Annotated in this window: 29 protein-coding genes and 2 pseudogenes; 1 reads left to right on the top strand and 30 read right to left on the bottom strand. The window is 55.2% G+C overall.

The features are described 5' to 3' along the window. Positions 1–46: 46 nt before the first annotated feature. Positions 47–1,252 carry an MFS transporter gene (locus tag ACMZ66_RS21270; protein ID WP_416940403.1) on the top strand — a complete coding sequence of 402 codons (1,206 nt, stop codon included), beginning with the start codon at positions 47–49 and terminating at the stop codon, positions 1,250–1,252. Positions 1,253–1,329: 77 nt separating this feature from the next. Here the strand turns inward: ACMZ66_RS21270 and ACMZ66_RS21265 are convergent, their stop codons facing one another. From ACMZ66_RS21265 to fusA, 30 genes and pseudogenes are all read right to left on the bottom strand, one after another. Further along, a complete protein-coding gene (locus ACMZ66_RS21265; RefSeq protein WP_416940401.1) occupies positions 1,330–2,787 on the bottom strand; it encodes a DegQ family serine endoprotease in 1,458 nt (485 codons plus the stop codon). 248 nt (positions 2,788–3,035) lie between these two features. Continuing rightward, complete coding sequence (rplQ, locus tag ACMZ66_RS21260) at positions 3,036–3,467, bottom strand: 50S ribosomal protein L17 (protein ID WP_101247951.1); 432 nt, start codon at positions 3,465–3,467, stop codon at positions 3,036–3,038. A 196-nt stretch (positions 3,468–3,663) separates the two neighbouring features. Further along, a pseudogene (locus ACMZ66_RS21255) lies at positions 3,664–4,671 on the bottom strand (DNA-directed RNA polymerase subunit alpha); the annotation flags it as partial. A gap of 131 nt (positions 4,672–4,802) precedes the next feature. Further along, positions 4,803–5,195 (bottom strand): 30S ribosomal protein S11, encoded by a 393-nt coding sequence (gene rpsK, locus ACMZ66_RS21250; protein WP_416940399.1) that lies wholly within the window; start codon positions 5,193–5,195, stop codon positions 4,803–4,805. Between the two features lie 15 nt (positions 5,196–5,210). Beyond that, on the bottom strand, positions 5,211–5,579 hold the full coding sequence (gene rpsM, locus ACMZ66_RS21245) for a 30S ribosomal protein S13 (RefSeq protein ID WP_416940397.1): 369 nt from the start codon (positions 5,577–5,579) through the stop codon (positions 5,211–5,213). A 119-nt stretch (positions 5,580–5,698) separates the two neighbouring features. Beyond that, entirely contained in the window at positions 5,699–6,343 is a 645-nt protein-coding gene (locus ACMZ66_RS21240; protein ID WP_416940395.1) for an adenylate kinase, read from the bottom strand. A 29-nt stretch (positions 6,344–6,372) separates the two neighbouring features. Continuing rightward, entirely contained in the window at positions 6,373–7,719 is a 1,347-nt protein-coding gene (secY, locus tag ACMZ66_RS21235) for a preprotein translocase subunit SecY (protein ID WP_416940393.1), read from the bottom strand. An 83-nt stretch (positions 7,720–7,802) separates the two neighbouring features. Beyond that, a complete protein-coding gene (gene rplO / locus ACMZ66_RS21230) occupies positions 7,803–8,288 on the bottom strand; it encodes a 50S ribosomal protein L15 (RefSeq protein WP_416940391.1) in 486 nt (161 codons plus the stop codon). Positions 8,289–8,317: 29 nt separating this feature from the next. Then, positions 8,318–8,513: pseudogene (rpmD, locus tag ACMZ66_RS21225) on the bottom strand (50S ribosomal protein L30). Positions 8,514–8,519: 6 nt separating this feature from the next. After that, complete coding sequence (gene rpsE / locus ACMZ66_RS21220) at positions 8,520–9,095, bottom strand: 30S ribosomal protein S5 (RefSeq protein WP_008892191.1); 576 nt, start codon at positions 9,093–9,095, stop codon at positions 8,520–8,522. Positions 9,096–9,106: 11 nt separating this feature from the next. Beyond that, entirely contained in the window at positions 9,107–9,460 is a 354-nt protein-coding gene (gene rplR / locus ACMZ66_RS21215; protein ID WP_416940389.1) for a 50S ribosomal protein L18, read from the bottom strand. A gap of 11 nt (positions 9,461–9,471) precedes the next feature. Beyond that, entirely contained in the window at positions 9,472–10,005 is a 534-nt protein-coding gene (rplF, locus tag ACMZ66_RS21210; protein WP_416940388.1) for a 50S ribosomal protein L6, read from the bottom strand. Continuing rightward, the gene (gene rpsH, locus ACMZ66_RS21205) at positions 9,993–10,415 is read right to left on the bottom strand and encodes a 30S ribosomal protein S8 (RefSeq protein ID WP_416940387.1); all 423 of its coding nucleotides are present in this window, start codon (positions 10,413–10,415) and stop codon (positions 9,993–9,995) included. The genes rplF and rpsH overlap by 13 nt, the downstream gene beginning before the upstream one ends. A 12-nt stretch (positions 10,416–10,427) precedes the next feature. Continuing rightward, positions 10,428–10,733, bottom strand: a complete 306-nt coding sequence (rpsN, locus tag ACMZ66_RS21200) for a 30S ribosomal protein S14 (RefSeq protein ID WP_416940385.1) — start codon at positions 10,731–10,733, stop codon at positions 10,428–10,430. Positions 10,734–10,746: 13 nt separating this feature from the next. Beyond that, the gene (rplE, locus tag ACMZ66_RS21195; protein ID WP_416940383.1) at positions 10,747–11,286 is read right to left on the bottom strand and encodes a 50S ribosomal protein L5; all 540 of its coding nucleotides are present in this window, start codon (positions 11,284–11,286) and stop codon (positions 10,747–10,749) included. Between the two features lie 11 nt (positions 11,287–11,297). Then, entirely contained in the window at positions 11,298–11,615 is a 318-nt protein-coding gene (gene rplX / locus ACMZ66_RS21190) for a 50S ribosomal protein L24 (RefSeq protein WP_068518265.1), read from the bottom strand. Continuing rightward, positions 11,615–11,983 (bottom strand): 50S ribosomal protein L14, encoded by a 369-nt coding sequence (gene rplN, locus ACMZ66_RS21185; protein ID WP_033067181.1) that lies wholly within the window; start codon positions 11,981–11,983, stop codon positions 11,615–11,617. The genes rplX and rplN overlap by 1 nt, the downstream gene beginning before the upstream one ends. 34 nt (positions 11,984–12,017) lie before the next feature. Further along, complete coding sequence (rpsQ, locus tag ACMZ66_RS21180; protein ID WP_008892183.1) at positions 12,018–12,251, bottom strand: 30S ribosomal protein S17; 234 nt, start codon at positions 12,249–12,251, stop codon at positions 12,018–12,020. A 26-nt stretch (positions 12,252–12,277) separates the two neighbouring features. Beyond that, on the bottom strand, positions 12,278–12,478 hold the full coding sequence (gene rpmC / locus ACMZ66_RS21175) for a 50S ribosomal protein L29 (protein ID WP_416940380.1): 201 nt from the start codon (positions 12,476–12,478) through the stop codon (positions 12,278–12,280). A 6-nt stretch (positions 12,479–12,484) separates the two neighbouring features. Then, positions 12,485–12,904 (bottom strand): 50S ribosomal protein L16, encoded by a 420-nt coding sequence (gene rplP, locus ACMZ66_RS21170; protein ID WP_068518266.1) that lies wholly within the window; start codon positions 12,902–12,904, stop codon positions 12,485–12,487. Positions 12,905–12,920: 16 nt separating this feature from the next. Next, positions 12,921–13,604, bottom strand: a complete 684-nt coding sequence (gene rpsC / locus ACMZ66_RS21165; RefSeq protein ID WP_416940378.1) for a 30S ribosomal protein S3 — start codon at positions 13,602–13,604, stop codon at positions 12,921–12,923. Then, positions 13,604–13,984: a 50S ribosomal protein L22 gene (gene rplV, locus ACMZ66_RS21160; protein WP_114098873.1), complete on the bottom strand. Its 381-nt coding sequence runs from the start codon at positions 13,982–13,984 to the stop codon at positions 13,604–13,606. Before rplV ends, rpsC begins: the two co-directional genes overlap by 1 nt. A gap of 2 nt (positions 13,985–13,986) precedes the next feature. Then, positions 13,987–14,265 (bottom strand): 30S ribosomal protein S19, encoded by a 279-nt coding sequence (gene rpsS / locus ACMZ66_RS21155; protein ID WP_008892178.1) that lies wholly within the window; start codon positions 14,263–14,265, stop codon positions 13,987–13,989. Positions 14,266–14,281: 16 nt separating this feature from the next. After that, entirely contained in the window at positions 14,282–15,109 is an 828-nt protein-coding gene (gene rplB, locus ACMZ66_RS21150) for a 50S ribosomal protein L2 (RefSeq protein WP_416940375.1), read from the bottom strand. Positions 15,110–15,113: 4 nt separating this feature from the next. Next, entirely contained in the window at positions 15,114–15,416 is a 303-nt protein-coding gene (locus tag ACMZ66_RS21145) for a 50S ribosomal protein L23 (RefSeq protein ID WP_068518270.1), read from the bottom strand. After that, complete coding sequence (rplD, locus tag ACMZ66_RS21140; protein WP_416940374.1) at positions 15,413–16,033, bottom strand: 50S ribosomal protein L4; 621 nt, start codon at positions 16,031–16,033, stop codon at positions 15,413–15,415. Before rplD ends, ACMZ66_RS21145 begins: the two co-directional genes overlap by 4 nt. A gap of 5 nt (positions 16,034–16,038) precedes the next feature. Continuing rightward, positions 16,039–16,755, bottom strand: coding sequence for a 50S ribosomal protein L3 (gene rplC, locus ACMZ66_RS21135; protein WP_416940372.1), 717 nt, complete (start codon positions 16,753–16,755; stop codon positions 16,039–16,041). Positions 16,756–16,771: 16 nt separating this feature from the next. After that, positions 16,772–17,080, bottom strand: coding sequence for a 30S ribosomal protein S10 (gene rpsJ, locus ACMZ66_RS21130; RefSeq protein WP_007091508.1), 309 nt, complete (start codon positions 17,078–17,080; stop codon positions 16,772–16,774). Between the two features lie 120 nt (positions 17,081–17,200). Next, positions 17,201–18,391 carry an elongation factor Tu gene (tuf, locus tag ACMZ66_RS21125; protein ID WP_416940370.1) on the bottom strand — a complete coding sequence of 397 codons (1,191 nt, stop codon included), beginning with the start codon at positions 18,389–18,391 and terminating at the stop codon, positions 17,201–17,203. A 28-nt stretch (positions 18,392–18,419) separates the two neighbouring features. Further along, positions 18,420–20,501, bottom strand: a complete 2,082-nt coding sequence (fusA, locus tag ACMZ66_RS21120; RefSeq protein ID WP_416940369.1) for an elongation factor G — start codon at positions 20,499–20,501, stop codon at positions 18,420–18,422. Positions 20,502–20,524 lie beyond the last annotated feature (23 nt).

Genomic DNA, 20,524 nt, shown 5'->3' with positions numbered 1-20,524 from the left:
CCCCCCGCCCCATTTACAAGCCCAGCCCTAATCACCGGGGCATGGCATGAGCATGTCATCAACACCATCAAAACTTCCCATCGTTTTGGGGCTTGGCACAGGTCAGACCCTTGCGTTTGGGACGACCCTTTATCTTCCGGCCATTCTGGCCGAACCGATGGCGGTTGAGCTTGGAATTCCGCCGGGCTGGGCATTTGGTGCCTTTTCCCTGGCACTGGTTTTTGCCGCCATTTTGGGACCGTCGGCAGGTGCACGGATTGATCAGTTTGGCGGGCGGACCATTCTTGCGATTTCAAGCCTGATCTTTGCGGCTGGTCTTGCCCTGTTGGGGATGTCTGACAGTCTTGTCATGATGTGTCTGGCTTGGTGCGTGATTGGCATTGGCATGTCGATGGGGCTTTATGAGTCGGCCTTTGCCACGCTCAGCTGGATTTTCGGCCACGATGCGCGCGGACCAATCACCGGCATCACCCTGATTGCAGGCTTCGCCAGTACGATCTGCTGGCCGATCACCGCCGGGTTTGAGGCCGAATTTGGCTGGCGCGTGGCCTGTTACTTTTGGGCCGCGATGCATATCGTCCTTGGCCTGCCCTTAAACCTGTTTCTGATCCCCAGAACCAAGCAAGATAGCGCAACTGAAAGTAACGAGACTGATCCAGCAAGCAGAATTGCCCCTGCCCCGACCAAACTGGCGCGCAAGGATATCCTGAACGCACCGATGATCCTGTTGGCTGTTGTCTTTGCTGCAAGCTGGTTTACCACAACCGCCATGGCCGCACATTTGCCGCGTCTTTTGCAAATATCTGGCATGGATGCCACGGATGCGCTGATTGCGGCGTCCTTGGTCGGACCGGCGCAGGTGGCAGGGCGGTTGTTGGAATTCGGATTGCTTAAAAAGATGCATCCACTGATCTCGTCACGCTTGTCCGCCCTTACTCATCCGATTGGGGCGGTCTTGCTGCTGATGTTTGGCGGGCCTGTCGGGATGCTGTTCACCAGCCTGCATGGGGTTGGCAACGGGATCCTCACCATCGCCAAGGGAACCCTGCCATTGGCGATCTTTGGTCCCAATGGCTATGGCGCCCGCCAAGGCTTTATCATGGCGCCATCGCGCTTTGCCCAAGCTGCGGCACCGTTTCTGTTTGGGCTTCTGATCGATGATTACGGGCAATATGCCATCTTCCTGACCATCGCCCTTGGGCTGGTGACCTTTGCCGCGCTGATGATGTTGCGGCATGGCAAGGCATCCTAACGCGCGATCATGTGCAAACGACAAAGGGCGCGACACCAATGGCATCGCGCCCTTTATAAATTCGACCGAAGGCTGGCTTAGAGGGTGAATTCCCCGGTCAGGATTTTGCCATCGCGTTTGACAGCAATCTTCCAATCGCGACCACGTTCACCGGCACGTACGACTTCCTTTAGGCGCGCGACGCTATCAATCGGCTCGCCATTGACTTCGACGATATAGTCACCTGCCTGCAGACGGGTGCGACGCGCAAGGCTATCGCGAGCAACTGCCAGGATCATGACGCCCTGTGTCAGGGTATCGACGCCAAGCTCGTCGGCCAGTGCCGGGTTCATATTGGCGATCTTGGTGCCACTGAACGGGTTCGTGCCATCAATGATGCTTTCATCGCGTGCCGGGAGTTCCGGGGCGACTTCAAGCGGCATGGCAAGCTTGGTTTCAACACCACGGCGCAGCACGGAAAGCTCTGCTTTGCCATCAAGCTCAAGGGTGGCGATGCGGAATTTAAGTTCGTTCGGGTTATCGACTGGAAGACCGTTTACCGCAATCACCACGTCACCGGAACGCAGATCACCACGATCAGCCGGGCTGCCATCACGGACCTTGTTGATCAAAACACCATGCGGGCGATCCAGTTCCAGCGATGCCGCCAAATCAGCCGTCACCGCCTGCCCGGCTGCCCCCAGCCATGGACGACGCAAATCGCCACTGATCAGACCGCGCATAACGACCTTGACCATATTGGCAGGCACCGCAAAGCCGATCCCGTTGGAGCCGCCAGACTTGGTGAAGATTGCGGAGTTCACACCAATCAGTTTGCCATCAATATCAACCAGCGCCCCGCCCGAGTTCCCCGGGTTAATCGCGGCGTCCGTCTGAATGAAAGACTGGTAATCCTGTCCGGTCACACCGGCACGGGCCAATGCGGAAACAATGCCGCTTGTGACGGTCTGACCAACGCCAAACGGGTTGCCGATCGCCAGCACAAGATCGCCGACTTCAACCGCATCGGAATCGCCAAACGGAATCGCGGGAAGTTCGCGTTCAACTGCGCGCAGTTTCAACACCGCCAAATCAGTACGTTCGTCTGATCCGACAAGGTCGGCATCAAATTCACGGTTATCATGCAGAACGACACGGATTTCACTGGCCCCATCGATCACGTGATGGTTGGTCACGACCGTCCCGTCACTAGAGACAATCACACCCGAACCGAGGGATCGTTCAACGCGTTGGCGCGGTGCGCCAAAGGCTCCATTAAAACGATCACCAAAGAATTGCTTGAAGAACGGGTCGTTGAAGAATGGCGTGCGCTGACGCTCGGAGACGACCTTTTTGGTATAGATATTAACGACCGCCGGTGCGGTCTGTTTGACCAATGGCGAAAGCGACATCTTGATTTCGGTCTGGCTCGACGGTAGGCGCCGATCAACCGCAACTTCATCGCTTTGGGCATGGGCCGTGTTGGTCACACCGGCAATTGCGGTCATGCTGATCATCGCAATTGTCACAATGGTCGAAATCCATTTTGCCTGCACGTCGCACTCTCTTCTTCAAGGTGGTGGTTATAAGATCGGTTTTTATCGGCATCGTCAGAGCGGTTTGGCATTGCGGGACGCCGACCGATCTAACCGATACCTCAATTAGGGAATTTAGACCTTACGCGCAACCTTGGCAGAAATATGAACAAAGTGGCATATGGCCCAACAATGTCATTTGGGCAAAAGAAAACGGGCGACACCGTAAGGTATCGCCCGTTTCTGTTTCTTAAAGGCCGAAACGCTACTTATTCAGCAGCTGCTTCTTCGCCTTCGCCCTCTGCTTCGAGGCGAGCGCGGTCAGCCGCGCCTTTTGCTTCGACGTTGCGATCGACAAGTTCAATCACAGCTACCGGAGCCGCATCGCCGTAACGGAAGCCGGCCTTGAGAACGCGGGTGTAACCACCCGAACGCTCTTTGTAGCGGTCAGCGATTTCGCCGAACAGCTTGGCAACAACTTTATCGTCACGCAGGATCGAAATGGCCTGACGGCGTGCATGCAGGTCGCCCCGCTTGCCCAGCGTAATCAGTTTTTCGACATACGGGCGAAGATCCTTGGCCTTCGGAAGAGTGGTTTTGATCTGCTCGTGGGTGAGCAGCGAAACTGCCATGTTGGCAAACATCGCCTTACGATGGGACGAAGTACGATTAAGCTTACGGCCTTGCATACCGTGACGCATGGTAACTCTCCTAAATAGCCTGGCTTCGCTCACGAAACCGATTGTAAAACCGCGCCGCCACCCTGATCACTTTCAATGAAAGGTCAGGTTATGCACGTGCGGTGTGGGCAACGCGCCCGCCGGACGCCCAAACAACTGGTTATCCGGTTTGGAACATAAATGTTCCGAAAACGGCCCGAAGGCCGAAGACCCGTTCTTAGAACGGATCTTCGAACTTGCGAGCAAGTTCTTCGATGTTTTCCGGCGGCCAGCCGCCGACTTCCATACCGAGATGCAGGCCCATCTGAGCCAGTACGTCTTTGATTTCGTTCAGCGACTTACGGCCGAAGTTCGGCGTACGGAGCATTTCTGCTTCGGTCTTCTGAACAAGATCACCGATATAGATGATGTTGTCGTTCTTCAGGCAGTTCGCCGAACGTACCGACAGTTCAAGCTCGTCAACCTTACGAAGAAGGTTACGGTTGAACGGCAGTTCGTCTTCTTTCTTCTCTTCGACAACCGCTTCCGGCTCTTCGAAGTTGACGAACAGAGACAGCTGGTCCTGGAGGATACGGGCAGCAAGCGCAACCGAGTCTTCCGGGGTCAGCGCGCCATTGGTTTCAACGGTCAGCGACAGCTTGTCAAAATCGGTATCCTGACCAACACGGGTGTTTTCCACCTTGTAGGCCACTTTACGGATCGGGCTGAAAATCGCATCAATCGGAATAAGACCGATCGGCGCATCCGAAGAGCTGTGCGAGCTGGCTGCAACATAGCCTTTACCGTTATCAACGGTGAATTCGATGTTGAGCGTTGCACCATCGTCAAGATGGCAAAGCTCGAGATCCGGGTTAAGGATTTCGATATCCGCACCGGTTTCGATCTGACCTGCGGTGACGGCACCCGGGCCGGTCGCCTTCAGAGCCATTTTCTTCGGACCTTCAGCATGCATACGCACGCCCATGGTCTTGATGTTCAGGATGATGTCGGTAACATCTTCACGCACACCCGGAATCGACGAAAATTCGTGCAATACACCGTCGATCTGGATCGCAGTCACCGCCGAACCCTGGAGCGACGACAGCAGAATGCGACGCAGCGCGTTACCCAGAGTCTGACCAAAACCGCGCTCCAGCGGTTCCGCCACGATCGTACCAACGCGGCTGGCATCAGTACCCGGAGTAACATCAAGCTTCGTCGGCTTAATCAGTTCCTGCCAGTTCTTTTAAATCACGAGACCCACCTTCGCAACTGGAGCCTATGGTAAGGAGGGCATGAAAATGCCCTCGCGAGAAACGCGAAGAGGCCCGGTGTACCCGGGCCCAAACGCGGGGTCGTCCGCAAAGATCGACGCGATTAGACGCGACGACGTTTACGCGGACGGCAACCGTTGTGCGGAATCGGCGTTACGTCTTTGATCGACGTAATGGTGAAACCGACAGCCTGAAGCGCACGCAGTGCAAATTCACGTCCCGAACCCGGGCCTTTAACCTGTACTTCGAGGGTTTTCATGCCGTGTTCAGCAGCTTTTTTACCTGCGTCTTCGGCCGCCATCTGTGCAGCATACGGAGTCGATTTACGCGAACCGCGGAAACCCATACCACCAGCGGTCGACCAGGAAATGGTGTTACCCTGAACGTCGGTGATGGTGATCATGGTGTTGTTGAAGGTCGCGTTTACGTGCGCGATACCGTTCGTAATGTTCTTGCGCTCGCGGCGACGCACGCGAGTCTGAGGAGCTTTCGCCATTGTCGTTCCCCTACCTTACTTCTTCTTGCCAGCAATCGGCTTAGCCGGGCCCTTACGGGTGCGAGCGTTGGTGTGGGTACGCTGACCGCGTACCGGGAGACCGCGACGATGACGCAGGCCGCGATAGCAACCCAGGTCCATCAGACGTTTAATGTTCATTGCGGTTTCACGACGAAGGTCGCCTTCAACGGTGTAATCAGCGTCGATGACTTCACGAACCTTCAGCACCTGGTCATCAGAAAGCTGATGAACGCGGGTGGTGGATTCGATACCAACCTTTGCGCAAATTTCTTTGGCTTTAGCCGGGCCAATACCGGTGATGTAGGTAAGCGCAATCACGACGCGCTTCGCGGTCGGGATGTTTACGCCAGCAATACGAGCCACTATGTGAACTCCTGTTTCCTGTTAACAAACCCAAGGGCAGATCCGGTAGGGTAGGACGCTGCAAAAGCGGGCAAGCATTACTGCCAACCCGCCAGCAAAAAAACGCCCTGCCCGGGAAATTACCCCAGGATGGCTTCAATCTCGCGCGTAACTTCGTCGATTTCGGCCATCCCGTCAACTGTTTTCAGCTTACCGACCTTTTCATAGTAAGGAATGATCGGTGCTGTCTGCTTGTGATAAGCTTCCAGTCGCGAGGTAACCGTTTCGGCGTTGTCATCTGCACGGCGTTTGAATTCAGTGCCAGAACATACGTCACAGACACCTTCTTCAGCAGGTTTCTGGAACTCGTCGTGATATCCCTGCCCGCATTTCGCGCAGGTATAGCGGCCAACAATACGGGCCACCAGTGCTGCATCGTCAACACGCAGTTCAATCACATAATCAAGTGCCAGTCCCTTGGATTCCAGCATAACGTCCAAGGCTTCTGCCTGGGCCGTCGTACGCGGGAACCCGTCCAGAATGAAACCACCTTTGGTATCATCCTGGTCAAGTCGTTCAGAAATCAGGCCGATCATAAGATCGTCAGATACGAGCTGCCCCGCATCCATGACTTCTTTTGCCTTCTGCCCCAGTTCCGTACCGGCAGCAACAGCTGCGCGAAGCATATCACCAGTCGACAGCTGGATCATGCCGCGTCCCGTTTCGAGACGCTTGGCCTGGGTTCCTTTCCCTGCACCGGGAGGGCCAAGAAGGATAATGTTCATTGTCGTCCCCCTGAATTCCGTGGCCGCTCTTAACGGCGGCGACCACGCAGTTTGGATTTCTTGATCAGGCCTTCATACTGATGAGCCAGCATATGAGACTGGATCTGTGCAACGGTATCCATGGTTACCGTGACAACGATCAGGAGGCTAGTCCCACCAAAGTAGAAGGGAACAGACCATTCCGCGATCAGCAGTTCCGGCAAGATACAGACGAATGCGAGATACGCTGCACCAATCACGGTCAGGCGGGTCAGAATGAAATCCAGATGATTCGCGGTATTTTTACCCGGACGGATGCCCGGAATAAAGCCACCGTGTTTCTTCAGGTTGTCTGCCGTATCTTCCGGGTTGAAAACAACCGCTGTGTAGAAGAAGGCAAAGAAGACGATCAGACCGATATAAAGCGCGATGTAAAGCGGCTGGCCACGGCCAAGCAGTGCTGTCGCAGTGGTCAACCAAGCCGGCGCATCAACGCCAGTGGTGAACTGAGCAACCGACAGCGGCATCAGCAGGAGCGAGCTTGCAAAGATCGGCGGAATAACACCGGCAGTGTTGATCTTGAGCGGCAGGTGCGAGCTCTGACCTTCCATAACCTTCATGCCGACCTGGCGTTTCGGGTACTGGATCAGAACACGGCGCTGCGCACGTTCAACAAAGACGATGAAAGCAATAACTGCAATCGCCAGAACGATGATCGCGACGATAACCAGTGCAGAAATTGCACCGGTACGGCCAAGTTCAAGGGTACCGGCAATCGCGCTCGGAAGACCTGCGACGATACCAGCAAAGATGATCAGCGAAATACCGTTACCGATGCCGCGCTGGGTGATCTGCTCACCAAGCCACATCAGGAACATGGTGCCACCAACAAGCGTGATCACAGCCGTAACGCGGAAGAACATGCCCGGATCATGAACAGCAGCACCGGTCGAACCGGTCATGCTTTCCAGACCAACAGCAATGCCCCACGCCTGAACAGTCGCGATCAGAACCGTAAGGTAGCGGGTATATTGATTAATTTTTTTGCGGCCCTGCTCGCCTTCTTTCTTGAGCTGCTCAAGATTTGGCGAAACGGTCGTCATCAGCTGAATGATGATCGAGGCCGAGATGTACGGCATGATATTTAGCGCAAAGATCGTCATACGACCCAGCGCACCACCGGCGAACATGTCAAACATGCCCAGAACGCCACCCGCATTCTGACGGAAAATGTCAGCAAGAATGGACGGGTCAACACCAGGAACCGGAATATAGGTTCCAAGACGGTAAACAATAAGCGCGCCCAAAGTGAACCAGATACGCTTTTTAAGCTCGGTCGACTTCGAAAAAGCGGACCAATTCAGGTTCGCGGCAAGCTGCTCGGCGGCCGATGCCATGCACTCATCTCCCAATACACATAAACTGGAGGGTCCGGTCCCGTTAATTACTGGAACCGGACCCTCACGAAGTCATTCTAGTCTTATTCTGCGGTTTCTGCTGCAGCAACCGGAGCAAGAACTTTAACCGAACCGCCAACTTTCTCAACAGCTTCAACAGCTGCTTTGGAAGCACCGGAGATCTCGATGTTCAGTTTCGCTTTCAGTTCGCCTTTAGCGAGAAGGCGCAGACCGTCTTTCTGCGGACGGGCCAGACCTTTTTCCGTCAGAACAGCGATGGTGACATTTGCACCTTCTTCAAGAACACCGTTATCAACGGCGGTCTGAAGGGTACCAAGGTTCACAACACCGAACTGTTTCTTGAACGGGTTTTTGAAGCCGCGTTTCGGAAGACGGCGATAGACCGGCATCTGCCCGCCTTCGAAGCCATTGATGGCTACACCTGAACGGGACTTCTGACCCTTCTGACCTGCGCCAGAAGTTTTGCCTTTGCCCGAACCGATGCCGCGACCGACGCGGGTGCGCGCCTTGCGGGCACCCGGGTTATCGGCAAGTTCGTTGAGTTTCATCGTTCAACACCTTTTCGATCTGGGGTCAATCAAGCCTCGTCCACACGGACGAGGTGCTTGACCTTTGCGATCATACCGCGAACAGCTGGGGTATCTTCCAGCTCACGAAGTCCGGTGCAGTTTGTTCAGACCAAGACCAACAAGGGTCTGGCGCTGATCAGCCGGACGTCCGATCGGCGAACCCGTCTGGGTAACGCGAACGGTCGCTTTTTTCTTAGCAGCCATATCGAATTACTCCTTTTCGAGAACGGCGGCAGCAGCCGAACCGCTATCGCGACGGGCAACGACGTCACCGACTTTCAGGCCACGCTTAGCGGCGACCTGACGCGGGGAAGCACCGTTGACCAGAGCGTCAAGGGTTGCGCGGATCACGTTGTGCGGGTTGTTCGAACCGGTGCATTTGGACACAACGTCCTGAACGCCCATGGTTTCGAAAACCGCACGCATCGCACCACCTGCAATGATACCGGTACCAGCCGGAGCGGAGCGAAGGATAACCTTGCCTGCGCCGAAGTGGCCCTGGGTATCATGGTGAAGGGTACGACCTTCACGCAGCGGTACGCGGATCATGTTACGTTTAGCAGCTTCGGTTGCCTTACGGATCGCTTCCGGAACTTCACGAGCTTTGCCCGTGCCGTATCCGACGCGACCGCGCTGGTCACCGACGACTACCATTGCGGAGAAAGCAAAACGACGGCCACCCTTAACGACTTTCGCGACGCGGTTGATGCCAACCAGCTTATCGACGAGTTCGTTTTCTTCACGGGCTTTCGGCGCCTGCTGCTGTTGATTCTGGTTACGTGCCATGGTCGTGCTCCTTAGAAGTCCAGACCGCCCTCACGGGCGGCATCGGCCAGAGCTTTCACCCGGCCATGGAACAGATACCCGCCACGATCGAAGACGACCGTTTTCACACCAGCTTTGACTGCGCGCTCGGCAATAGCTTTGCCAACCAGAGCAGCGGCTTCGGCATTGCTGCCTTTCGCCTGCAGATCTTTCTCCATCGTCGAAGCAGCCACCAGGGTGGTGCCAGCGACGTCGTCGATGATCTGAGCATAGATGTGTGCGTTCGAACGGTGCACGCTGAGGCGCGGGCGACCGGCCGCTTTCTGGCGGATCGCAAAACGAACGCGACGCTTGCGGCGTTCGAATAGGCTTCTCACGTTTTTCATCGTGCCTGTCCTTACTTCTTCTTGCCTTCTTTGCGCAAGATATACTCGCCTTCGTAGCGGACACCCTTGCCTTTGTAAGGCTCCGGACCGCGCCAGCCGCGTGCATTTGCAGCGAACTGACCAACGAGCTGTTTATCTGCGCCAGAGATGGCGATAAGGGTCGGCTTTTCAGCGACGACGTTAAGACCCGCAGGGATCTCCATTTCTACGTCATGTGAGAAGCCAAGCTGCAGAACAAGGTTTTTACCCTGAACCTGCGCACGGTAACCAACACCGGTGATTTCCAATTTCTTGGTGAAACCTTCCGAAACCCCGGTAACGAGGTTCGCGATGTTCGCACGGGTGGTACCCCAAAGGGCACGCGCGCGCTTGCTATCGTTTTTCGGGTTCACGAAGATCTGGTTATCTTCCTGAGTGACGGCTACGTCCGAGGTCAGAGCCAGGTTAAGCTCACCGAGCTTGCCTTTTGCACTGATCTGCTCTTCGGTCAAGGTGATGGTAACGCCGTTAGGCACGACCACCGGATTTTTTCCTACTCGCGACATCGTTGGCCCTCCTTAGAATACCTTGCAGGGATTTCGCCGCCGACATTCTGCTCGCGAGCCTCCTGATCCGATAGAACCCCTTTCGGAGTGGATAGGACTGCGATGCCGAGGCCGTTATACACTTTAGGAAGATCTTTGATCTTCGAGTATACGCGGCGACCCGGGGTCGAGACGCGGTCGATCTGCTTAATCACGGCATCGCCCTCAAAATATTTGAGTTCGATGGTGATTTCGCTGACGCCCTTGCGAATTTCGTTAATGTTGTAACCGCGGATGTAACCTTCGCGCTGGAGAACATCCAGCACACCGGTACGCAGTTTCGAAGCCGGCGAGACGACGCTGGATTTACCAACGCGCTGACCGTTACGGATACGCGTAAGCATATCACCGACTGGATCAGTCATCGACATGTGATGTCCTCCTTACCAGCTCGACTTCACCATGCCCGGGATCTGGCCACGCGAAGCAAGTTCACGAAGGGCGATACGGGACAGGCGGAATTTGCGATAGACACCACGCGGGCGACCGGATACCTGGCAGCGAATACGCTGACGGATACGAGCCGAGTTACGCGGCAGCTGGGCGAGTTTCATCACAGCCACGATACGGTCCTCAGGGGACGTCTCGCGGTTTGCGATAACCGCTTTAAGGGCGGCACGCTTGGCAGCAAACTGCTTGGCCAGGCGTTCACGTTTGAGTTCACGCTCTACAGCGCTTTTCTTGGCCATGGGCCAACCTCCGTTAGTTTCCGAACGGAAGATCAAAACCCTTAAGAAGGGCAAGAGCTTCAGCGTCGGACTTAGCCGTGGTACAAATGATGATATCCATCCCGCGAACAGAGTCGACTTTGTCGTACTCTACCTCAGGAAAGACGAACTGTTCTTTCAAGCCCATGGCAAAGTTGCCACGACCATCGAAAGATTTTTTGTTCAGGCCGCGGAAGTCACGAACGCGCGGAAGCGCGATGGTGACCAGGCGGTCCAGGAACTCAAACATACGGTCGCGACGCAGGGTCACTTTACAACCGATGTTCATACCTTCACGAAGTTTGAAAGCCGCAACGGACTTTTTCGCTTTGGTGAAGACAGGCTTCTGACCGGTGATAGCAGCGAGATCCGCAGCTGCACCTTCCAGCTTTTTGCGATCCTGGGTGGCGTCGCCGACACCCATGTTGATCACGATCTTTTCGAGGCGCGGAATCTCCATCGAGTTCTCGTAGGAGAACTCTTTGAGGAGTGCGTCACGCACCACTTCTTTGTAATGTTCGCGCAGGCGCGTCATTTTTCCGTCCCTCAGTTGTCGATGACTTCGCCGCTGAGCTTCGCGAAGCGAACCTTGCGACCGTCATCAAGGGTCTTGAAACCGACGCGGGTCGGCTTGTTTTCTTTCGGGTCGACAATCGCGATGTTGGAAACAGCAATTTTTGCTTCCTTCTCGACGATGCCGCCGGCATCAGCACCGGTCGGGCGCTGGTGACGTTTCACCAGGTTGATGCCCGAAACCAGAACTTTGTTCTCGGCCGGGAATGCGGCGAGAACCTCGCCGGTCTTCCCTTTGTCTTTACCCGTCAGAACAATGACGCGGTCGCCCTTTTTAATCTTGGCAGCCATTACAGCACCTCCGGAGCGAGCGAAATGATCTTCATGTAACCTTTAGAACGAAGTTCACGGGTTACCGGGCCAAAAATACGCGTGCCGATCGGCTCACCGTTCGCATTAATGAGAACGGCAGCGTTGCGGTCAAAGCGGATCGCCGAGCCATCGGCACGACGGATTTCCTTTGCGGTGCGAACGATGACAGCTTTGTGAACTGCACCCTTCTTTACGCGACCGCGCGGGATGGCTTCCTTAACGGAAACCACGATAACATCACCAACGTGAGCGGTTTTGCGCTTCGAGCCGCCCAGCACCTTGATGCACTGGACGCGGCGAGCGCCGCTGTTGTCGGCGACGTCCAGATTGGACTGCATCTGGATCATGGGTTTACCCCTTGACTATGATTGGGCTGAGGACTCACTCCTCGACCACTACTTCCCAAGACTTCAACTTCGAGATCGGCTTGCATTCGCGAATGCGAACTACGTCACCCGTTTTGAAGCGGTTCTCTTCATCGTGCGCGTGGAATTTCTTCGACTTGCGCACGTACTTTTTATACAGCGGGTGCATGACCTGGCGTTCCACACGGACCACCACGGTCTTGTCGTTTTTGGTCGAAACGACTGTCCCCTGCAATACACGCCTCGGCATGTGTTGTTACTCCTCTGCGTGTCCAGTTAGGCCGCGGTCGCACCCTTCTCGTTACCGAGAAGGGTTTTGATGCGGGCGATATCACGACGGACCTGGCGGACCCGCGCAGTGTTTTCAAACTGACCAGAAGCCTGCTGGAATTGCATGTTGAACGATTCTTTACGCAGGTCCAGCAGCAGCTGTTTCAGTTCGTCAGCGCTTTTAGCGCGGAGATCAGCAATTTTCATCACTAATTACTCCCCTTCACCAAGACGAGTGACAAACTTGGTCTTGATCGGCAGTTTTGCCGACGCCAGCTCGAAAGCACGGCGTGCAAGATCCAACGGAACACCGTCGAGTTCAAACATGATCCGACCCGGTTTAACGCGTGCCGCCCAATATTCAGGCGAGCCTTTACCTTTACCCTGACGGACTTCGGCAGGCTTCTGCGAGACCGGGAGATCCGGGAAAACGCGAATCCACACACGACCCTGACGGCGGATGTGGCGGGTGATCGCACGGCGAGCCGCTTCGATCTGACGCGCCGTTATACGCTCAGGCTCCAAGGCTTTCAAGCCATAAGCGCCGAAATTAAGGTCCGTACCACCCTTGGCTTCACCTTTAAGGCGGCCTTTGTGGGCTTTACGGAACTTTGTACGTTTCGGAGAAAGCATATCTGGATCTCCTTACTTACGGCCTGAACCGGTCGAACTCGAGCGCTTTACGCTCAGAAGCCAACGGATCGTGTGCCATGATTTCGCCCTTGAAGATCCAGACCTTCAGACCGCAAACACCGTAGGTGGTGTGTGCTTCGGAAGTGCCATAATCAACGTCCGCACGCAGAGTGTGCAGCGGAACGCGACCTTCACGGTACCATTCGGTACGAGCGATTTCAGCGCCACCAAGACGGCCAGCAGCATTAATACGAATGCCACCAGCACCGAGACGCATTGCGTTCTGAACCGAGCGCTTCATAGCGCGACGGAACGAAACACGGCGCTCAAGCTGCTGGGCGATGTTGTCAGCGACCAGCTTGGCATCGATTTCCGGCTTGCGGATTTCGATGATGTTAACCTGCACTTCAGCATTCGCCAGTTTCTGCAGATCGTTCTTGAGCTTCTCGATGTCCTGGCCTTTTTTCCCGATAACAACGCCCGGACGAGCGGTGTGGATCGAGATGCGGGCTTTTTTCGCCGGACGTTCGATAATCACCTTCGCAACACCAGCCTGCTTGAGGCGGTCGAAGATGTACTTACGGATCGCGAGATCTTCGTGAAGAAGACCAGCGAAATCGGTCTTGTTGGCGTACCAGCGGGAATCCCAGGTACGGTTAATCCCAACGCGCAGACCGATCGGATTTACTTTCTGACCCATTACTCGGTCTCCTCACGTTCGCAAACGACGATGCGCATGTTGGAGAACGGCTTAATGATCTTGCCGACGCGACCGCGTGCACGGGCGCGCCAACGTTTCATCACGAAGGCCTTACCAACAGATGCCTCTTTAACGTAGAGACGGTCGACATCGAGCTGGTGGTTGTTTTCGGCGTTAGCAATCGCCGATTCCAGCAGCTTTTTGACGTCCTGCGAAATACGTTTGTTGGAGAAGGTCAGTTCTGCCAAAGCAGCTTCTGCCTTCAAACCACGAATCGACTCGGCGACGAGGTTGAGCTTACGCGGGGAAATGCGTACTGCCCGGAGCGAAGCCGCAGCCTCGTTATCCGCCAGCCGACGGATGTCAGCTTTTTTACCCATCGTTACTTCCTCTTCGCCTTTTTGTCGGCCGCGTGACCATAGTAGGTACGGGTCGGCGAGAATTCACCGAACTTGTGACCGATCATATCTTCAGTCACCAGCACCGGCAGGAATTTCTGGCCATTGTAAACCCCAAAGGTGAGGCCTACGAATTGCGGCAGAATTGTCGAACGCCGCGACCAGGTCTTAATTACCTCATTCCGGCCTGAGGCACGGACAGTATCGGCTTTCTTAAGAAGGTATCCGTCAACAAACGGACCCTTCCAAACGGAACGCGCCATAGTCTAGCCTCCTCCGTTAGCTCTTGTGACGACGGCGCATGATGAGCGCGTCGGTCTTTTTGTTCGAGCGGGTACGTTTGCCCTTGGTAGGCTTGCCCCACGGCGTAACCGGGTGACGACCACCCGAAGTACGACCTTCACCACCACCATGCGGGTGATCGATCGGGTTCATGGCAACACCACGAACCGAAGGACGCTTGCCGAGCCAGCGATTACGGCCGGCTTTACCAAGGTTAGTGTTCTGATGGTCCGGGTTGGACACGGCACCAATGGTAGCCATGCATTCACCACGTACCAAACGTACCTCACCGGAGGACAGCTTAAGCTGGGCGTAACCCTGGTCCTTACCAACGAGCTGCACGTATGCACCCGCTGAACGTGCGATCTGACCACCTTTACCGGCTTTCAGTTCGACGTTATGGACAATGGTACCGACCGGAATGTTCTTCAGCGGTGCGGCGTTACCCGGCTTAATGTCTACGCGTTCAGCGGCAACAACGTTGTCGCCAACAGCGAGACGCTGCGGTGCGAGGATGTAGGCCAGCTCGTCGTCAGAATAGCGAACCAGTGCGATAAACGCGGTACGGTTCGGATCATATTCCAAACGCTCGACGGTACCGACGACGTCAAACTTGGTACGTTTGAAGTCGATAATACGGTAACGACGTTTGTGACCACCACCAATACGGCGGGCGGTGATACGACCAGTGTTGTTACGGCCACCGTTCTTGCGCAGACCTTCGGTCAGCGACTTGATCGGCTTGCCCTTGTGGAGATCAGAACGATCCACGAGAACCAGCTGACGGCGACCAGGAGAGGTTGGTTTAAACTTCTTCAAAGCCATTGTCTTAGATTCCCGTAGTCACGTCGATGGACTGACCCTCTTCGAGGGTTACCATCGCTTTCTTGAAATCGCTCCGACGACCGGAAACACCGCGAAAACGCTTGGTTTTTCCTTTTACCACAGAGGTATTGACCGCCTTGACCTTCACCCCGAACAGACCTTCCACAGCAGCCTTAATCTCCGGCTTGGTGGCGTCGATCGCAACTTTGAACGCAACTGCGTTGTGTTCAGAAATCAGCGTCGACTTTTCAGTGATATGCGGGGCGCGGATGACTTCGTACATCCGCTCTTTGCTGATGATCGTCATTTGAGACGTGCCTCCAACGCTTCGACCGCACCCTTGGTCAGCACCAGGGTGTCACGGCGCAGGATGTCATAGACGTTAGCACCAACCTGCGGCAGCACGTCGATCTGCGGGATGTTGCGCGCTGCGCGTGCAAAACCCTCATTGACCTGCGCACCGTCGATGATCAGTGCAGATTTCCAGCCGAGTTTATTGAAAACAGCGACCAGATTTTTGGTTTTGGCGTCCGAGAATTCCGCGTTATCAAGAACGATAAGCTTACCGTCCTTTGCTTTAGCCGACAGAGCGGTCTTAAGCGCGAGTTTACGGAACTTCTTGGTCAGATCGTGTGCGTGGTCGCGAACGCGCGGACCGTGCACGGTACCACCACCACGGAACTGTGCAGCCTTACGGGAACCGTGACGAGCACCGCCACTACCCTTCTGACGCACGAATTTTTTCGTGGTTGCGGAAACTTCCGACTTTTCCTTAACCTTGTGGGTACCAGCGCGGCGTTTTGCCAGCTGCCAGTTCACCATACGGTGCAGGACGTCACGACGTACTTCCAGACCAAAGATCTCTTCTGCGAGATCGATGTTGCCTGCCTTGGAAGCGTCAAGTTTAAGAATGTCGAGCTTCATGATGCTTATTCCTTATCCTCGGCGACAGCTTCTTCAGCAGCCGGGGCAGCACCCTTAAGCGCGGCCGGGAACGGAAGACCTTCCGGTGCAGCACGTTTCACGGCATCCTTAACAAGGACGTATGCGCCCTTGTGACCCGGGACTGCACCGTGGATCAGGATCAGACCTTTGTCGGCGTCGGAAGCGACAACCTTAAGGGACTGAACCGTCACACGAGCGGCACCGAGGTGACCAGCCATCTTCTTACCTTTGAAGACGCGGCCCGGATCCTGGCACTGACCAGTGGAACCATGCGAACGGTGCGATACAGACACACCGTGCGACGCACGAAGACCACCGAAGTTGTGACGCTTCATCGCACCGGCAAAACCTTTACCGATGGACGTGCCGATTACGTCAACGAACTGGCCTTCTACGAAATGGGTTGCAGCAAGTTCTGCACCAACTTCGATGAGGGCGTCTTCGCTAACGCGGAATTCAGCAAGTTTAGCTTTCGGCTCAACCTTGGCTTTGGCGAAGTGGCCACGCATCGGCTTGGATACGTTTTTCACTTTCGCTTTGCCATAACCAAGCTGAACAGCGACGTAGCCGTCGGTGTCGTTGGTACGGTTGGCGACAACCTGAAGATCTTCGACCTTCAGAACGGTTACAGGAAGGTGGGAACCATCGTCTTTGAAGACGCGGGTCATGCCAACCTTCTGGGTAATAAGTCCACTACGCATTGCGGCTTACTCCCGATTAAAGTTTGATCTCGACGTCGACGCCGGCAGCCAGATCGAGCTTCATAAGAGCATCGACGGTCTGCGGGGTCGGGTCGACAATGTCGAGAAGACGCTTGTGCGTACGGATTTCGAACTGTTCACGCGATTTCTTATCGATGTGCGGAGACCGCAGAACAGTGTATTTTTCAATGCGGGTCGGCAGCGGAATCGGGCCGCGGACCTCTGCGCCAGTGCGCTTCGCCGTATTGACGATCTCACGTGTGGACTGATCCAGCACGCGATGGTCAAACGCCTTCAGGCGAATGCGAATGTTCTGACTATCCATGTAATTATGTACCGGAGCCCTCAAAAGGACACCGGCCCCTCAACTGGAGTTGACGATTGCCGCAAAAGTGTTGCGGGCGGCCTACATAGCCGCCCGCTTCACAAAGATCAAGAGAAAAAATTACTCGATGATCTTGGCAACAACGCCCGCGCCGACGGTACGACCGCCTTCACGGATTGCGAAACGCAGACCTTCGTCCATTGCGATCGGTGCAATGAGGGTCGCGACCATCTGAACGTTGTCGCCCGGCATAACCATTTCGGTGCCAGCCGGCAGCTCGATCGAACCGGTTACGTCAGTCGTACGGAAGTAGAACTGCGGACGGTAGTTCGAGAAGAACGGCGTATGACGGCCACCTTCATCCTTGGTCAGGATGTAAGCTTCTGCTTCGAATTTGGTGTGCGGGGTGATCGAGCCAACGTGTGCCAGAACCTGACCACGCTCAACGTCTTCACGCTTCGTACCACGGAGCAGTGCGCCGATGTTGTCGCCAGCTTCACCCTGATCGAGCAGCTTGCGGAACATTTCAACGCCGGTAACGGTGGTTTTAACGGTGTCTTTAATGCCGACGATTTCGATCTCTTCGCCAACTTTAACAACGCCGGTTTCAACACGACCGGTTACAACCGTACCACGACCCGAAATCGAGAACACGTCCTCGATCGGCATCAGGAACGGACGATCCTTCGGACGATCCGGTGCCGGGATGTACGAGTTAACAGCTGCCATCAGTTCGAGGATAGCGTTTTTGCCGATTTCGTCATCGCGACCTTCCAGAGCAGCAAGAGCCGAGCCCTTGATGATCGGAATATCGTCGCCCGGGAAGTCGTAGGACGACAGAAGTTCACGGATTTCCATTTCGACGAGCTCGAGAAGCTCTTCGTCGTCGACCTGGTCAACTTTGTTCATGAAGACTACGAGAGCCGGAACACCAACCTGACGTGCGAGCAGGATGTGCTCACGGGTCTGCGGCATCGGGCCGTCTGCAGCGGAGCATACCAGGATGCCACCGTCCATCTGTGCCGCACCAGTGATCATGTTCTTGACATAGTCAGCGTGGCCCGGGCAGTCGACGTGTGCGTAGTGACGGTTTTCGGTCTCATATTCGACGTGCGCGGTCGAGATCGTGATACCACGAGCTTTCTCTTCCGGTGCTTTGTCGATCATGCTGTAGTCCTGGAACGAAGCGCCACCCTGTTCTGCCAGAACTTTGGTGATCGCTGCGGTCAGCGTGGTTTTACCGTGGTCAACGTGGCCGACGGTGCCTACGTTAACGTGCGGTTTTGTACGCTCAAACTTTTCTTTAGCCATTTCTAACTCCGTTTATTCTGGCTTGGCCTTAGCCGGCCGATTTGGCTTTGACTTCGTCCGCAACTGCCTGCGGGACGTCTGCATAGTGATCAAACTGCATCACGAACTGGGCACGGCCCTGGGACATGGAGCGCAGCGTGTTGACGTAACCGAACATGTTCGCCAGCGGTACGAACGCGTTAACAACGCGGGCAATACCACGGGAGTCCATGTCACGGACCTGGCCACGACGGCTGTTCAGGTCGCCAATGATGTCGCCCATGTATTCTTCCGGGGTCACTACTTCGACTTTCATGATCGGCTCGAGCAGCTTCGGAGAAGCTTTGCCAAGACCTTCTTTGAATGCTGCGCGAGCAGCGATTTCGAAGGCCATGACGCTCGAGTCAACGTCGTGGTAGGCACCGTCGGTCAATTTGATCGACAAGTCGGTTACCGGGAAGCCTGCGATAACACCGCTCTGCAGCGAGCTCTCGAGACCTTTCTGAACACCCGGGATGTATTCCTTCGGAACGTTACCGCCAACAACGGTATCGGTGAAGGAGAAGCCCGTACCCGGTTCACCCGGGGTAAAGGTGAGCTTGATACGCGCGAACTGACCCGAACCACCCGACTGTTTTTTGTGGGTGTAGTCGATATCGACTTCTTTCGAGATGGTTTCGCGGTAAGCAACCTGCGGCGCACCGATGTTAGCTTCGACTTTGAATTCACGCTTCATACGATCGACGATGATGTCGAGGTGAAGTTCGCCCATACCGGAAATGATGGTCTGGCCGGATTCGTGGTCGGATTTAACGCGGAACGACGGATCTTCCTGTGCAAGACGTGCAAGGGCGAGACCCATTTTTTCCTGGTCGGCCTTCGATTTCGGCTCAACAGCGATTTCGATAACCGGATCCGGGAATTCCATACGCTCGAGGATGATCGGCTTGGCCGGGTCACAAAGGGTATCACCAGTGGTGGTGTCCTTCATGCCAACCAGAGCAACGATGTCGCCAGAGCAAGCGTATTTGATTTCTTCACGGTTGTTCGAATGCATAAGAAGCATACGACCGATACGTTCTTTCTTCTCTTTAACAGAGTTCAGAACATACGAACCTGCATCGAGAACGCCCGAGTAAATACGAATGAAGGTCAAGGAACCAACAAACGGGTCAGACATGATCTTGAATGCAAGAGCCGAGAACGGTGCTTCATCGGTCAGCGGACGGGTGTCCGGCTCGTCTTCGGTGTTCGGCTTAACGCCACGAACATCGTCGATGTCGTCCGGAGCCGGCATGAAGTCGATGACTGCATCGAGAAGCGGCTGAACGCCTTTGTTCTTGAACGCGGTACCCAGAAGGACCGGAACCAGATCGCCAGCGATGGTACCCTTACGGATGCACTTCTTGAGAACTTCCTCGGTCGGCATTTCGCCTTCGAGGTAAGCTTCCATTGCTGCTTCGTCGCACTCAACAGCCTGCTCGATCAGGGCTTCACGGTATTCCGCAGCCTGGTCAGCAAGGGAGTCACGGATGTCGCGATATTCGAATTCCGCACCAAGGCTTTCGTCTTTCCAGACGATTTCCTTGTTGCGAACCAGATCGACAACACCTTCGAATTCCATCTCGGAACCGATCGGCAGCTGCATGACTGCAGCATTCGCGCCGAGGCGTTCTTTGATCATATCGACGCAACGGAAGAAGTCTGCACCGGTACGGTCCATTTTGTTGACGAAGCACATACGCGGAACGTTGTACTTGTCAGCCTGGCGCCACACGGTTTCGGTCTGCGGTTCAACACCGGAAACGGCATCGAAAACAGCGCAAGCACCATCGAGAACACGAAGCGAACGTTCAACTTCAATGGTGAAGTCAACGTGGCCGGGGGTATCGATGATGTTGATACGGTGGTCGTTCCAGAAGCAGGTGGTTGCAGCAGACGTAATCGTAATGCCGCGTTCCTGTTCCTGTTCCATCCAGTCCATGGTAGCGGCGCCGTCATGGACTTCGCCGATTTTGTAGGACTTGCCGGTGTAGAAAAGAATTCGCTCGGTGGTCGTGGTTTTACCAGCATCAATGTGTGCCATGATGCCAATGTTACGATACCGAGAGATCGGAGTACGTTGTACCATAATCGAACTCTTGATCTTGAGGT

The sequence above is a fragment of the Thalassospira sp. genome (assembly GCF_048059015.1).
Taxonomy (GTDB): Bacteria; Pseudomonadota; Alphaproteobacteria; order Rhodospirillales; family Thalassospiraceae; genus Thalassospira.
The sequence above is the reverse complement of the archived record's forward strand: the minus strand, read 5'-3'. Positions and strand labels throughout refer to the sequence as shown.